This window comes from Parafrankia sp. EUN1f (assembly GCF_000177675.1).
In the GTDB taxonomy this organism is placed as follows: domain Bacteria; phylum Actinomycetota; class Actinomycetes; order Frankiales; family Frankiaceae; genus Parafrankia.
Genome location: NZ_ADGX01000039.1, coordinates 1 through 12,592 on the forward strand (window position 1 = coordinate 1; position 12,592 = coordinate 12,592).

The 12,592-nt window shown below is 71.6% G+C and carries 11 protein-coding genes and 1 pseudogene; 6 read left to right on the forward strand and 6 right to left on the reverse strand.

Features of this window, described 5'->3' with window-relative positions:
- A pseudogene (locus FREUN1FDRAFT_RS46270) lies at positions 1–337 on the reverse strand (hypothetical protein); the annotation flags it as partial.
- Between the two features lie 210 nt (positions 338–547).
- On the opposite strand from FREUN1FDRAFT_RS46270, the gene FREUN1FDRAFT_RS14050 reads away from it, so the two are divergent.
- A complete protein-coding gene (locus FREUN1FDRAFT_RS14050; RefSeq protein ID WP_369809796.1) occupies positions 548–1,297 on the forward strand; it encodes a dienelactone hydrolase family protein in 750 nt (249 codons plus the stop codon).
- Between the two features lie 58 nt (positions 1,298–1,355).
- On the opposite strand, the gene lysA is transcribed toward FREUN1FDRAFT_RS14050, so the two are convergent.
- Positions 1,356–2,675, reverse strand: coding sequence for a diaminopimelate decarboxylase (lysA, locus tag FREUN1FDRAFT_RS14055; RefSeq protein WP_006540739.1), 1,320 nt, complete (start codon positions 2,673–2,675; stop codon positions 1,356–1,358).
- 552 nt (positions 2,676–3,227) lie between these two features.
- On the opposite strand from lysA, the gene FREUN1FDRAFT_RS39820 reads away from it, so the two are divergent.
- On the forward strand, positions 3,228–4,139 hold the full coding sequence (locus FREUN1FDRAFT_RS39820) for a 5'/3'-nucleotidase SurE (RefSeq protein ID WP_232295187.1): 912 nt from the start codon (positions 3,228–3,230) through the stop codon (positions 4,137–4,139).
- A 19-nt stretch (positions 4,140–4,158) separates the two neighbouring features.
- Here FREUN1FDRAFT_RS39820 and FREUN1FDRAFT_RS14065 read toward each other — a convergent pair whose 3' ends face one another.
- Positions 4,159–5,403 (reverse strand): inorganic phosphate transporter, encoded by a 1,245-nt coding sequence (locus FREUN1FDRAFT_RS14065; RefSeq protein WP_006540742.1) that lies wholly within the window; start codon positions 5,401–5,403, stop codon positions 4,159–4,161.
- A gap of 652 nt (positions 5,404–6,055) precedes the next feature.
- Between FREUN1FDRAFT_RS14065 and FREUN1FDRAFT_RS14070 the strand changes: the two genes are divergently transcribed.
- Positions 6,056–6,295: a hypothetical protein gene (locus FREUN1FDRAFT_RS14070; protein ID WP_006540743.1), complete on the forward strand. Its 240-nt coding sequence runs from the start codon at positions 6,056–6,058 to the stop codon at positions 6,293–6,295.
- A complete protein-coding gene (locus tag FREUN1FDRAFT_RS14075) occupies positions 6,292–6,531 on the forward strand; it encodes a hypothetical protein (protein ID WP_006540744.1) in 240 nt (79 codons plus the stop codon). Before FREUN1FDRAFT_RS14070 ends, FREUN1FDRAFT_RS14075 begins: the two co-directional genes overlap by 4 nt.
- A gap of 140 nt (positions 6,532–6,671) precedes the next feature.
- Here the strand turns inward: FREUN1FDRAFT_RS14075 and FREUN1FDRAFT_RS14080 are convergent, their stop codons facing one another.
- The gene (locus tag FREUN1FDRAFT_RS14080) at positions 6,672–7,385 is read right to left on the reverse strand and encodes a TetR/AcrR family transcriptional regulator (protein WP_083828685.1); all 714 of its coding nucleotides are present in this window, start codon (positions 7,383–7,385) and stop codon (positions 6,672–6,674) included.
- Between the two features lie 145 nt (positions 7,386–7,530).
- Between FREUN1FDRAFT_RS14080 and FREUN1FDRAFT_RS14085 the strand changes: the two genes are divergently transcribed.
- A complete protein-coding gene (locus tag FREUN1FDRAFT_RS14085) occupies positions 7,531–8,082 on the forward strand; it encodes a VOC family protein (RefSeq protein ID WP_006540746.1) in 552 nt (183 codons plus the stop codon).
- 304 nt (positions 8,083–8,386) lie between these two features.
- On the opposite strand, the gene FREUN1FDRAFT_RS14090 is transcribed toward FREUN1FDRAFT_RS14085, so the two are convergent.
- Positions 8,387–9,739 carry an extracellular solute-binding protein gene (locus FREUN1FDRAFT_RS14090; RefSeq protein ID WP_006540747.1) on the reverse strand — a complete coding sequence of 451 codons (1,353 nt, stop codon included), beginning with the start codon at positions 9,737–9,739 and terminating at the stop codon, positions 8,387–8,389.
- Positions 9,740–10,068: 329 nt separating this feature from the next.
- Between FREUN1FDRAFT_RS14090 and FREUN1FDRAFT_RS14095 the strand changes: the two genes are divergently transcribed.
- Positions 10,069–10,734, forward strand: a complete 666-nt coding sequence (locus FREUN1FDRAFT_RS14095; RefSeq protein WP_006540748.1) for a hypothetical protein — start codon at positions 10,069–10,071, stop codon at positions 10,732–10,734.
- Between the two features lie 17 nt (positions 10,735–10,751).
- Here FREUN1FDRAFT_RS14095 and FREUN1FDRAFT_RS14100 read toward each other — a convergent pair whose 3' ends face one another.
- Positions 10,752–12,257, reverse strand: a complete 1,506-nt coding sequence (locus FREUN1FDRAFT_RS14100; protein ID WP_006540749.1) for a hypothetical protein — start codon at positions 12,255–12,257, stop codon at positions 10,752–10,754.
- Positions 12,258–12,592: the final 335 nt, after the last annotated feature.

Genomic DNA, 12,592 nt, shown 5'->3' on the forward strand with positions numbered 1-12,592 from the left:
GCGGCTTCGCGCTGCGGCTTCGCGCTGCGGCTTCGCGCTGCGGCTTCGCGCTGCGGCTTCGCGCTGCGGCTTCGCGCTGCGGCTTCGCGCTGCGGCTTCGCGCTGCGGCTTCGCGCTGCGGCTTCGCGCTGCGGCTTCGCGCTGCGGCTTCGCGCTGCGGCTTCGCGCTGCGGCTTCGCGCTGCGGCTTCGCGCTGCGGCTTCGCGCTGCGGCTTCGCGCTGCGGCTTCGCGCTGCGGCTTCGCGCTGCGGCTTCGCGCTGCGGCTTCGCGCTGCGGCTTCGCGCTGCGGCTTCGCGCTGCGGCTTCGCGCTGCGGTCGCTGGCGGATCCGGGCCACCGAGCCCTTCGGCCTGGCTGCCCGGATTCACCCGCCGGCGGCACGGAACAGGCGCGCTTGGTTCCAGTCTGTCCGATCTGTCCGACCTGTTCTATCTGTCTGATCTAATCGACCTGTCGGAACTAACCGATCTGACCGGCAATGTGCGGGCATGCCTGAGCCCTACTGGTCGACCGGGTCGGTGTCGCGTGATGTCCGAGGCCGTGAATGATGTCCGGTGTGGCGGTGAAGACGGTTCGTGTCGGGTTCGTGCCGTTGAGCGTGGCGGCCCCCGCCGCCGGGGTGACGCCGCACGGCGGGGTCATCGTGGTGGGGGATGCCCGGGGCGTCACCGGCTATGTGCTCTCGGTCTGTGAGCAGCTCCGTGACCTGGGATGGCTCGCGCTCGCTCCGCACATCTATCACCGCGACGGTGTCACGGAGGTGCCGCTGGCCGAGGGTGCGGCGCGGATGCGCACGCTGACGGCGCGCGGTCTCGACGAGGACATCGAGGCCGGGCTGACCTGGCTGGCCGAGGCCGGGATCGCGCGGGCGGCGACAGCGGTCATCGGGTTCTGCATGGGCGGCACGGCCGCATTCCTGGCTGCGGCGCGGCACCGCCTCGCGGCGGCGGTGTCGTTCTACGGCGGGGCGGTCAGCGAGCCCTACTGGGCCGACGCACCGCCGCTGCTCGCGGTCGCGGGCGAGCTGCGCACCCCCTGGCTGGGCCTGTACGGGGAGAACGACACCTGGGTCACTCTCGGCGAGATCGGTTCCCTGCGGGCGGCGACCCGGAAGGCTCACGTCCCCACCGAGCTGGTGAGCTATCCGGGCGCCCAGCACGCGTTCCACACCCCGGAGCGCCCGGCGACCCACGACCCGGCCGCGGCGCGTGACGCCTGGGGGCGGATGCTCCGCTGGCTGCACACCCATTCCGGGGCGGAGCCGGACTCCGCCCCGGCGTCGGAGGCCACCGGCTGATCAGGTGGCTGCCCGGCCCACCCGGGTCAGACAGACCTCGCGGGCTAGGCCGCGAGGGCTAGGAGGGCAGGGACGGCGGGGTGTCGTCAGGGAACTCGAGTGCCACCAGGTCGTCGTAGGTCTCGCGCCGCCGCACCAGTTTCGCCTCCGCGCCCCGGACGAGGACCTCGGCCGGCCGGAGCTGGCTGTTGTAGTTGCTCGTCATCGTCATTCCGTAGGCACCGGCCGTGAAGATCGCGACGAGATCGCCGGCCACCATTGCCGGCAGCGCCCGGCCTTTCGCCAGATAATCGCTCGACTCGCAGATCGGGCCGACCACGTCATACGCGACGAGATCGTCGACGGATTTCTGGTCGCGGGACCTGGGAATCGCCCCGTTTACCGGGCTTACCGGCCACATGAAGTGATAGCTGTCATACATTGCGGCCCGGGCGATGTGCGTCATACCCGCGTCGATCACGACGAGCTCCCGCTCGCCGGCCTGCTTGCGGTAACGGACGGCGGCGAGCAGGACACCCGCGTTGGCCGCGATTGTGCGGCCCGGCTCGAAGATGATCTGTCCGCCGCGGTGGACGAAGCCCTCCAGCCGGGGGCAGATGGCGTCGGCGAACTCATCCCAGCCCGGAGCGCTGCCCTCGGTGTACTCGGCGGGGAAGCCGCCACCGAGGTTGATCGTGGTGACCGGGTTCCCGGCGGCCTCGATGTCGGCGACCAGGGCCAGCACCCGCTCGATCGCCATCGCGTATACCTGCGGGTCGAAGATGGGGCTGCCGATGTGGACGTGGATGCCCTCGGGCCGCAGGAAACCGTCGCCGGCCGCGCGGCTGAACAGGGCCGCGGCCCGCTCGATGTCCACCCCGAACTTGACGCCCCGGACCGCGGTGGTCGTCCGGGCCGGGGTGCGCAGGTCAGGGGCGATGTCGGGGTTGACCCGGATGGCCAGCCGGGGACGTCCGCCCTCCTCCCGCGCGATGCGGGCCAGGAGCGCGACCTCCTCCTCGGACTCCACGTTGATGCAGCGGATGTCACGCCGCACCGCCTCGCGCAGCTCGTCGGCCGACTTGCCCACGCCGGCCAGGACGATGCGCTCGGGGTCGACGCCGGCGAGCAGGGCCCGGTGCAGCTCGCCGCCGCTGACCGTGTCGATCCCGGCGCCCTGGTCGCCGAGGATGCGGAGCAGGTGCACATTGCTCAGCGCCTTGGCGGAGAAACAGATGAGTGGATCGATCGACTCGAAGGCCTTGGCGAACCGGACGTAGTGGTCGACGAGCGTCGAGGCCGAGTAGACATACGTAGGAGTACCGAATTTCTCGGCAACCTCGCGCAACGGCGTCTGTTCGCACCACAAGGTGCCGTCGCGAAAAGAAAATTCGTCCATCTCATCCTCACCGTGATGGCCGGTGCCGGCCTACCCGGAACTATCACCGGGCTCGGTGGCAAAGGCTGACTAGAGGCTACGGCACCGATCGTTGGTGCCCCGTGCACGGATGACCGTTCCTGGCGGCGGTGATCGGCCGCGACGGATGTCGCCGACGGGGGAGCTGTCATCCCGCCCGCGACCTGCGGCGGTCGACCAGTGGCCAGCGGACCGCCTCGTTGCGGGATCGGTGACTGGACATGTGGGTGCGGGCGCCGTCGTCCCCCATCTGGGTGGTCTCCCGGACGTCCCGAGGGCGTCGACGTAGCCAACAGCGTGAGGCGGCACGATGAACGGCGACCGTCCACCCGCCGCCATCCCGTCGAATCGGGTGACTCAGTCGAAAAGTGTGGCCATACTCTCGAACGTCGCAGGTGGAGGGGCATGTACGGGCTCGCCCGAGCCGGCGCGGGGCGGCGGGGTCACGTTCGCGTTGACATCGTTCGCGACTACTGACGTTCGCGGTTACCGAAGGGGAACACAGTGCTGGGTGCTGGTCGGTGGGGTGGGGACTTGAGGGCGACCTGCGGGCGCCGGCAGGCTGCGGTGGTGCTGCTCGCGGCACTGGTCGCCGGCGCCGCCGGCTGTGGCGGCGACGAGAAAGCCGATGGCTCGCCGGTGACCGAGGCCGCCACGACCAGTGCGAGCCCGACCGGCCCCGCGCCCATCGACATCCTGGTGACCAACGACGACGGGGTCGGCGCACCCGGGATCGACGCGGTCGTCAAGGGCCTGAAGGCGATGCCCGCAGTGAACGTGACCGTCGTCGCACCGGCCGCCAACCAGTCCGGCACCGGTGGCAAAACCACCCAGCCGACGCCCGCGCATCATGACGCCACCACCGCCAGCGGTGTCCCCGCGACGGCCGTCGACGGGTACCCCGCGGACTCCGTCCTGGTGGCGTTGGATGTCCTCGGGCTCAAGCCGGATGTCGTCGTCTCCGGCGTCAACCAGGGGCAGAACCTGGGTCCGGTGGTCGATCTCTCCGGAACCGTCGGTGCCGCCCGCGCCGCGGCGTCCCGAGGCATCCCGGCCATCGCGTCGAGCATGGGGTTCGGGGACACCTTCGACTACAGCGCCGGCGCGACACTCGTGGTCGAGTGGATCACCAAGCACCGGGCGGAGTTCGCCGACCCGAAGGCGTCCGCGCGTACGCAGGAGAGCGTCGCGAACCTCAACATCCCGAACTGCGCCGCCGGCGGTAAGGTCCGTGGCCTCAAGCAGCTGCCCACCCAGGCGAGCCTGCCGGACCTCGGCGGCGCGCTCGCCAAGCAGGACTGCGCCTCGACCGCGGAGCCGGCCGAGGAGGTGCCGGCGTTCAACGCGGGCTATGCGACCCTGACCGACATCCCGGTGGCCCCGGCCTCGGCCGCGTCTCCGTCTCCGTCGGCCCCGGCAGCGGTGCCCTCGCCGACCGCCTCCTGATCCACCGCGCCGCGATCGCTCACAGCGGAGGGCCGCGGCCGGTACTCCGCGAGGAGGCGCTCCGGCCCTCCTCGCGGACCCCTTCATGCCCGTAGACGATCACCGAACCGGCTCCGGGTCGCACCGGCACGGCCGTCTCGCCGCCCGGGCCGGCGGCGAGCTCGGCGCTGATGTCGGACGCCCGCGGCGCGTTGCGCAGGGCGAGCCAGAGCGCGCCGAGCAGGGCCAGCAGCAGGGCGGTGACGAGTCCGATCGCGAGCGGGTGCACCGGGATCGTCGTCAGGGCGTACACGGCCGCCGCGCAGCCGGCCGAGAACGGGATCGTGACGATCCAGGCGATGGCGAGCCGGCCGAACACCGACCAGTTCACCGGCGCGCCCCCGTTTGCGCTGCCGACCCCGGTGATGGCGCCGGCCACGGTGTGGGTGGTCGAGACCGGGGCACCGACCGCGGTCGAGGCGAAGATGGTCGCCGCCGCGGACGTCTCTGCCGCGAACCCGCTGACGGGGCGCAGCTCGGTGATGCTCATGCCCATCGTGCGGACCAGCCGCCAGCCGCCGGACAGGGTGCCGGCGGCGATCGCCACATGCGCCGAGAGCACCACCCACAGCGGGATGTCGAGATGATCGCCGCCCTCGAGGTGACCGGTGGCGACGAGCGTCGCGGCGATCACGCCCATCGTCTTCTGCGCGTCGTTGCCGCCGTGCCCGAGCGAGACCGCCGCCGATGACGCCAGCTGCGCGACCCGGAATCCGCGTTCGGTGCGGGCGGCGTCGCGCCGGGCGAGGACCAGGCGCATCAGGGCCATCAACAGGTATCCGACGACCAGGCCCGCGATCGGTGAGATGACCACGAACAGCACGGTCTTCTGCAGGCTGGACGTCCGGATCGCGTCGGTGCCGGCGGCGGCCAGCCCGGCTCCCACCAGGCCACCGACGAGCGCGTGTGACGACGACGTCGGGACGCCGGCGTACCAGGACAGGTAGTTCCAGGTGATCGCCCCCAGCAGCGCCGCGAAGATCACGGCGAGGTTGACGTACGGCTCCTTCACGGTTGCCGCGACGGTGTTCGCGACCAGGGTGCCGAAGATCGTGAAGGCGATCAGGTTGAACATCGCGGCCCAGGCGACCGCCCAGCGTGGCGGCAGCACCCGCGTCGCGACCACGGTCGAGATCGCGTTCGCCGCGTCGTGGAAGCCGTTGGTGTAGTCGAACAGCAGCGCGAGCGCGATCAGTCCCACCAGCGAGACCGTCGTGAGGTCCACACCGGCGCGCTACCCGGCCGAGGTTGAGCCGAAAGGCGGCCGGAGGGTGAGCCCGGGTGCGAGCCGTCCGGGCGTCCGTCCGGCCGGCCGCTGTCGGTGGCCGGCGGGCGGGCGGCTGTCGGGCCGCTGGGCTGTTGTGGGTGGTGTGGTGGCGGTTACCCGTGTTGCCGACACATCTCGTGGTGGATCATGGGAATCCGCCTGAAGCGGCAGCATGCCCCGCAATCGGCCGTCCGAGGCCCGTCGCCGGCTGGTATCTGGCCGTAACACGGCGGCTACCTTTCATGCCCGACTGTCAGACGTCCCACCCGAAAACGGGGAAAGCTCTACGTTTCCACTACCCCGAACGGGGGCTGGTGGTGACGGTGTTGGTGTTCCCGGCACCTTCCGGACGCCGCCGGCGCCCCGTTCGGGGGAGGGGGCGGCCAGAGCGTCGCGGGCCAGCGGGTGTGGGCCCCGGCACAACAGGGAGGTAGGCGGCCTTGATGGATGGGCAGGGTGCTGGCGGAGATGCCAGGGCTGGCGTGGTGGCTGTCCCGCCGTGTCGTGCAGCCAGGAACAACACATCAACAGACGGGCAACTGTGGCGGTGGGTGAGGGGCGGGTTCTCCGGATCCCGTGCTCCGCGGCCGCGGCCTGAGCTGGGTGCCGCGTGAGCGGCCGGCACAGCGCGCGGCGGCGGGCAGCCGGGCCCGTCCGCAGCCGGCAGGCCGACCGGGCCTACCGGGCGTTTCGCGCCCAGGTCGCGGACCGGGCCTGCCGCCCGGCGCCTCCTGTGCTCCGGGACGCCGCCGACCGCAGGTCCGCGCTGCTCGCCACCACGGCCAGCCTGATGACGATCGCGCTCGCCTTCGGGATGCTCGGTCTGATGGCCTTCGGATCCGCGGCATGAGCGGCTCGGGGTCCAGCCCGGTCGGGCGATGCGCCGGAAGGCCGCTGTCCCTGCGCGGCGGCCGACCGGGCGCCCAGGCGGGCGGCCAGGCGGGCGGCCAGGCGGGCCGGGTGATCCGTCCGCCCGCGAAGGTCCGGACGCCCGTCTTCCTGACGCGAACCTGCCTGGTCCTGTCGCGGCATCCGGTTCCCGCCCCGCCCTACCCGCGTGGCGACAGCGGCGCCCGCGAGGCCTGACCCGGACCCTCTCCGGCTCGGCCTGGTCTGACCTGTTACGGCTTGTTGGAGTCCACCGCGGACGGCATCGCCCGACATCAACTCGTGTCGGGCGATGCCGTCCGCGGTGGCGTCCGCCGTGGCCAGGGGTTGGGCGGGGCTCAGTCGGCCTGCGCCAGATGGTCGGCCTGGGCGAGGTGGTCGGCCGGCGCCACGTGCTTGGCTGGCGGCAGTTGCCGGAATCCGGCAATAAGCACGGCGATGTCCGCGGAGACGACCTCGGTGAACGAGCTGCCGGCGTACGCGCCGGCGGCCCAGTGGCGAGCACCCTCGCTGATCAGGGACTGCGCCAGCCGTGCCAGCCGTGCCGCGTCGACATGTGGGGGCAGCTCGCCGGCGGCCACCGCGCGCTCGAAGAGCTCGCCGAGGATCAGTGTCGATCGGGAGGCCGCCTCGCCGGAGGTGAGGGCTCGGTACTCGTAGCGGAGGCCTTCGAGGACCATCTCCATGATCAGTTCGGGTGGGTTCCGGCGCATCGACCGCTCGAGTGAGCTCAGCGTCGCGGTGACGACCGCTGAGATCTCGTAGGGGCCGTGGGACAGCTCCCGCGCCGTGTCCCTGGCCGCGTCGGTGGACTGCATGCTGATCTCGAAAAGCAGGTCCTCCTTGCGCGGGAAGTAGAAGTAGAACAGCCCCTTGGAAACCCCGGCCGCCCGGCAGATGTCGGCGACCGTGGTCTCTGCGTACCCGTTGGCGCGCCACAGCGCGAGCGCCGCCTGGACCAGCACGCGCTTGGTCTCGCGTGATCGAGCCTGCTGGTAGGACGCGCGCCGCTGACCACGGTCAGCACCTGTGCTGGCTCCTCCGGCGGTCATCGCGCGATTCTAACGCTGTCCGAGAATGTTGACTCGATTTCAATTGCCGGATTAGCGTTGAGCGGCGGCCGGCCGGACGCCCGGACAGCGCGCCGACGTCCGCTCGGGTCGCACCTGGAGCCCCTCGCACCCTGGGAGCATCGCCGTGCCGGTCGCTGGTCTGCCCATCTCGATCAATCCGAACATCCTGCCGGGAGTGGTCCGTCAGAACGGGTACGTCGTGCGCGATCTCGACGCCACGATCGCCGCCTGGTTGAGCCTGGGGATCGGCCCGTGGTACGTGCTGCGCGAGCGTCCCCAGGTCGGCCTTTACCGCGGCCAGGAATGCGAGGTGACGGTGTCGGTGGCGTTCGCGAACAGTGGTGACCTGCAGCTCGAACTGATTGCGCAGCACGGCGACGAGCCCAGCATCTACACCGAGTTCCTCGAGTCCGGGCGCGAAGGCTACCACCAGCTCGCCTTCTGGGCGCCGGACTTCGACGCGACCATGAGCGCGGTGACGGCCGCCGGCCTGCCGGTCGTGTGGTCGGGCGGCGGCGACGGGGGAACCCGCTTCGCCTACGTCGAACCGCCGGCGGGTCCGGCGACCATCATCGAGATCATGGAGCTCAATCCCGCCACCGAGGGCATGGCCGGTCTCGTCCGCGCGGCGGCCGAGAACTGGGACGGCAGCGACCCGGTCCGCTCGATCGGCTGAGGACCCGCCCAAGGCGGAGGCTCCCGAGCCCCGGCCTGCTGCTGCCGCCGTTGCCGTTGCTCGGGACCAGGATCTGAGGATCCTGGTCGTAAGAACGACGAAAATCCACAGATTTTGCGGACTCGCAACCCGGCCAACCGCCCCGCGGGCTGCCCCCAGGCGAGAATCCGAGCACTCTTGTCGGCAAGAGCCGGTCGCGCACCGCGATCTTGTGTCCAGGCTCCCCGGCGAAAAGGTCCTCATCCCTTCATCCGGTCGACCAGAGCCGGCCGGTTCGGTCGATCCGAGCCGGCCGGCTCGGGGGTCAGCGCACCAGCTCCGTGACCTTTCGTTGTGCGCCGGCCAGCGTGGAGTTCGGGTCGGCGCCGGTCATGATCGCCACGACCTCGTCGTTGATCGCGTCATGGACCTCGCCGCCGCGGGTGCCACCCCACTGCGGGGCCTGGACGAGCGACGGAATGATCGCGTCGAACTGGGTCAGCTCGGGGTACTCCTGGTAGAAGGACGCGAGCTGCGTCCGGGCGGTGTTGTCGACCGGGAAGAAGCTGAAGGCCTCCGTGCCCGCCTTGATCACATCGGGGGAGAGCAGCGCGACGACCAGCTCGGTGGCCATCTCCCGCTGGCAGCGGTCCGTCGACAGAATCGCCAGGCCGTTACCCCCGGAGACCGGGCGGATGGTGCCGCCCGGAAGCGTCGGGAAGGGCATGACCCCGACCTCGAAGCCGGCGGCACCCTGATCGTGGATGTACTTCAGCCCGCCGGAGATCGAGGGCAGGGTGACCGCGCTGATCGCGGTTTCCCGGCGAATGCCGAACCGCAGCAGGCCCTCCCTGGTCGCGTCGCCAGACTGTGGTCCGTAGGTGCCCACCTTGGCGAGGAAGGTGGCGGCCTCACGGGCCGCGGGGGTCGTCAGATCAGGCTGACCGTCAGCCTTCTGCACCGGGGTGCCCTTGGAACTGGCCAGCGTGCTCAGATACCACTGGCCGAAACCCTGGGTCGGCAGGTCGATCGGCTGGATCGACTGACCCGACTTCTTGATCTTCTCGGCGGCCGCGAGCACACCCGCGGTCGTCTTGAGGGTCGCGGGATCGACCCCGGCCTTTTTCAGGGCGTCCGCGTTGTAGACGAGGGCGAGCATCGAAACCTGCTGCGGGATGGCGACCAGCTTGCCGTCGTACTCACCCAGGTGCAGGAAACGCTGGTCGTAGGAGGCTCGCAGCAGCTTCGGTGAGAGCGGCTGGGCGCCGAGCTCGTCGGCGAACGTGGGCAGCAGGTCGAAGCCGGCGACGGCGACGTCCGCGGGGCGACCGGCCGCGCGGTCGGCGCTGAGCTGCGCCACCAGCTCCGGATAGCCGGTCGCGTCGGCGGAAAGCTCCACGGTGAGCCCTGGATGGGCGGCCTCCATGTAGGCCTTGCCGGACTTCGCCGCGTCGTTGAGCGAACCGACCGCGTACATCCGCAGGGTCTTCACGGACGCCGCGCACTCGGCGGAGGCCTTCGCCCCGTTCACGTCGTCAACGCTCGCGGTGGCCGCCCGCGCGGTCGGGCGCAGGCTTTCGGCCGGGTCGACAGCGGTACCGGAACCGCCGCCGCACGCCGTGAGCAGACCGGCCGTCACGACACCGGCCAAGGCGGCCGTCAGAGGCACCGCCCGCATGGTCCGCCTCGGACGCATCCCCGCCTCGCGGGGCCTCGACCGTGGTTCTGGCGCATCGCGCAGCATCGGCATTCCCTCTCGTCGGTTTCCGCCCGACGGCTGCCGTTAGCCGTTGGACCCCGTCGTACGGACATCGTCCCGTGCCCGGCCGGGCACGGTGAAGGGATATCCGGCCACGGCATTCCGACCGGCTAACCCGGCCCGCGGCGCGAACCCTACCGCGCGTCCCGCTTCCGCCGCCCGAAGCGGCATTGCTTTTCACGGCGCGCGGCTCAGACTGCGGATATCGCCTTGTTCCCGCTGATCCGCTCATCGTCTCGGAGGCTCCCATGCAGCGATCTGTCGTCCGCCGCCGCGCCTGGCCCATCCACCGGCCGCGGACGACCGGCGCCGCCACCCTCTCGATCCTGCTCTGCGCCGGAGTCGTGGCCTGCGGTGACGGGTCAAGCCCGCGGGGCGGTTCGGTCCCCGCGGCCAGTGCCAGCGCCAGCGCCGGCACCGGCACCGGCACCGGCACCGGCACCGGGGTCGGCGCGGTGGTCTCGAGCCCGCCGTCCAGCTGGGGTGCCGGTGCGGTCAGCGCGCAGCGCCAGCTCGCGCCGTCCGCACGACTGGTCGCCCTTCGGGGGGCCCACAACACGGTGGGCGGTGCGGGATTCGACCGGCTGGTGCTGGAGTTTCGCGGAGGTCTTCCCGGTTACACCGCCGGTTACGTCGACGAGGTGGTCCGTCCGGGTTCCGGGGCGCCCCTGCCGTTGGAGGGTGCGGTCATGTTCGAGGTCGTGGTGACCCCCGCCGCGGCTCATGACGACGCCGGTGTGACGACGCTGACCACCCCCGGAACGGGGGGCGGGCTACCCGTACTGACCAGTTACGTGCTCGCCGGGGACTTCGAGGGCTACGTGCACGTCGGCGCCGGCCTGAACACCCGGGCGGGCTTCCGGGTCCTCGAGCTGACGAACCCCGACCGCCTGGTGATCGACTTCGCTGGTTGACGACCATCCCGGCCGGATCACACGATCGGGAGCCCGTCCGGGCTGGCGGATGGGCCGGTGGTGGGTGACGGAGGCGGGGTGGTCACCGGCGGTGTCGTCACCGGAGGAGGCGACGGTGTCCGCGGCGGCGGGGTGGTCGGCGTGCGTGTCGGTTCGGACGTGGTCTGATCGTGCTCCGCCTCGGTACCGGTCCGGGTGCCGGTGCCCGGACCGGACGTGGCGGCGGTCGGGGTGCGGGTCGTCGTCGCTGCCGGCGTGGGCCGTGCCGCGCCCTGGCCGTGGGCGGCGCCGTCGGGGCGCGGCTGCTGCGGCCTGGGCAGCGGTGGGGCCGCAGGCAGCGGCTGGGCCGAGCCGGTGGGCAGGCCGGGGAGATCCGGCGGCTGCTTGCTGATCGGAGTCCGGCCACGATCATTGATCAGGACGGCGTTGGGCCCGGCGGTGTCATTGATCCACACCTGGCCGTCGTCGACGGTCACCGTGATCCGTGCGTGCCCGTCGGCCGCGGCGACCGGTATGGGAGCACCGAACGTGCCGTGGGCGAGGTCGTAGTCGAGCACGACGCCAAGCGCGGATTCCGGCACATAGGCATGGCCCGCCTGGACCACGGGTACGCCGGGCTGCCTCTGCCCCTGCCCCTGCCCTTGATCCCGGCCGGGGAGCTCCGACATCGCCACCGTGCCGTGATCGACATCCACCAGGTAAAGCCGACGGGCCACCGGGTCGAGCAGACCGACGACGCCCCTCTCCGTCCGGCGGGCGACGAGCAGCTCCGGGCCGGCCGGAGCCGGTGTCTCAGACAGGGGCAGGACCGTACGCGCTCCGGCTCTGGCTCCCGACTCGCCGGGGGCGCCCGGGCCGCCGAGCGTCGTCAGGCTGCGCGCGGTGCTGTCGACGACGACCGGGCGCCCGCCGGCCAGCACCACGTCGATGGCGTTTCCGGGCGGTGCGACCGGGCCGGCGACCGGCGCGGCGACACCGTCACGCACCGCCACGACGGTTCCGGTGGAGCGCAGCGGCACCCACAGGGTGCCGTCGTCGCTCTGGGCCGCCGCGCCGAGCGGCGACGGGAGGTCGAGGGCCGTACCGATGGGCGACAGGTCGTCCGCGGACAGCGGCTGGACCCGCCCGGCTCCGGCCTCGACCGCGTAGGTGATCCCGGACGCCGAGGTGATCGCCACGCCGGGCCGGAGAGCCGCCGAGCCGACAGTGGCCAGGCGTGCCGGGTCGACCAGGAACATCTGACCGGCGCTCGGATCGACGACGACGATCTTGTGGGTGGTCGAGGTGACAGTCAGGTCACGGCCGGCCGTGCCGGGAACGGTCACTGCGGCGTTCGCCCGGCCGGCGGGGCCACTCAGGTGAATCAGCGTGCCGGTGGCCGAGTCGGTCAGCCAGGTCCCGTTGTCCACCAGATCGAGCCGGACCGGAGCTGTGCCCTGGCCGGCGGCGCCGATCAGCGCGGCTGCGGTGACGATGGCCGCGCCCGGGAGGAGCACGCGAGCCGCCGGGATGAGCTGCCCCACCCGGCCGAGCCCTCGTGCGGCGAGCTTTCGTATGTCGACCTTTGGTACGTCGACCTTTCGTGCGTCGACCTTTCGTGCGTCGGCCTTTCGTGCGCCTGGACCTCGTGCGCCGAGACGGCGTGGGCCGAGCCCGGAGGGCCTCGGTGCGGGCAGTCCTGGTGGCGGTTGACGCCAGATGCCGAGAATCGTCCGACCTCCCCAGACGCCAGGAGCCATCAGATGGGCCCGGCGACGCGGCGGGCCGGGTCACCGGGGGCTTCCGCCCGGCCGGAGGGAAAGCCGGGCGGAAGCCGGTGACGGACCCCATACACAACAAAGAGAACACAATGCAGCTC

What these genes read in the sequence shown, in the direction of transcription:
- FREUN1FDRAFT_RS14050 (WP_369809796.1), top strand. Translation starts at nt 548, where the DNA reads ATGTCCGGTGTGGCGGTGAAGACGGTTCGTGTCGGGTTCGTGCCGTTG.
- lysA (WP_006540739.1), bottom strand. Translation starts at nt 2,675, where the DNA reads ATGGACGAATTTTCTTTTCGCGACGGCACCTTGTGGTGCGAACAGACG.
- FREUN1FDRAFT_RS14075 (WP_006540744.1), top strand. Translation starts at nt 6,292, where the DNA reads ATGAGCGGCTCGGGGTCCAGCCCGGTCGGGCGATGCGCCGGAAGGCCG.
- FREUN1FDRAFT_RS14080 (WP_083828685.1), bottom strand. Translation starts at nt 7,385, where the DNA reads ATGACCGCCGGAGGAGCCAGCACAGGTGCTGACCGTGGTCAGCGGCGC.
- FREUN1FDRAFT_RS14090 (WP_006540747.1), bottom strand. Translation starts at nt 9,739, where the DNA reads ATGCGGGCGGTGCCTCTGACGGCCGCCTTGGCCGGTGTCGTGACGGCC.
- FREUN1FDRAFT_RS14095 (WP_006540748.1), top strand. Translation starts at nt 10,069, where the DNA reads ATGCAGCGATCTGTCGTCCGCCGCCGCGCCTGGCCCATCCACCGGCCG.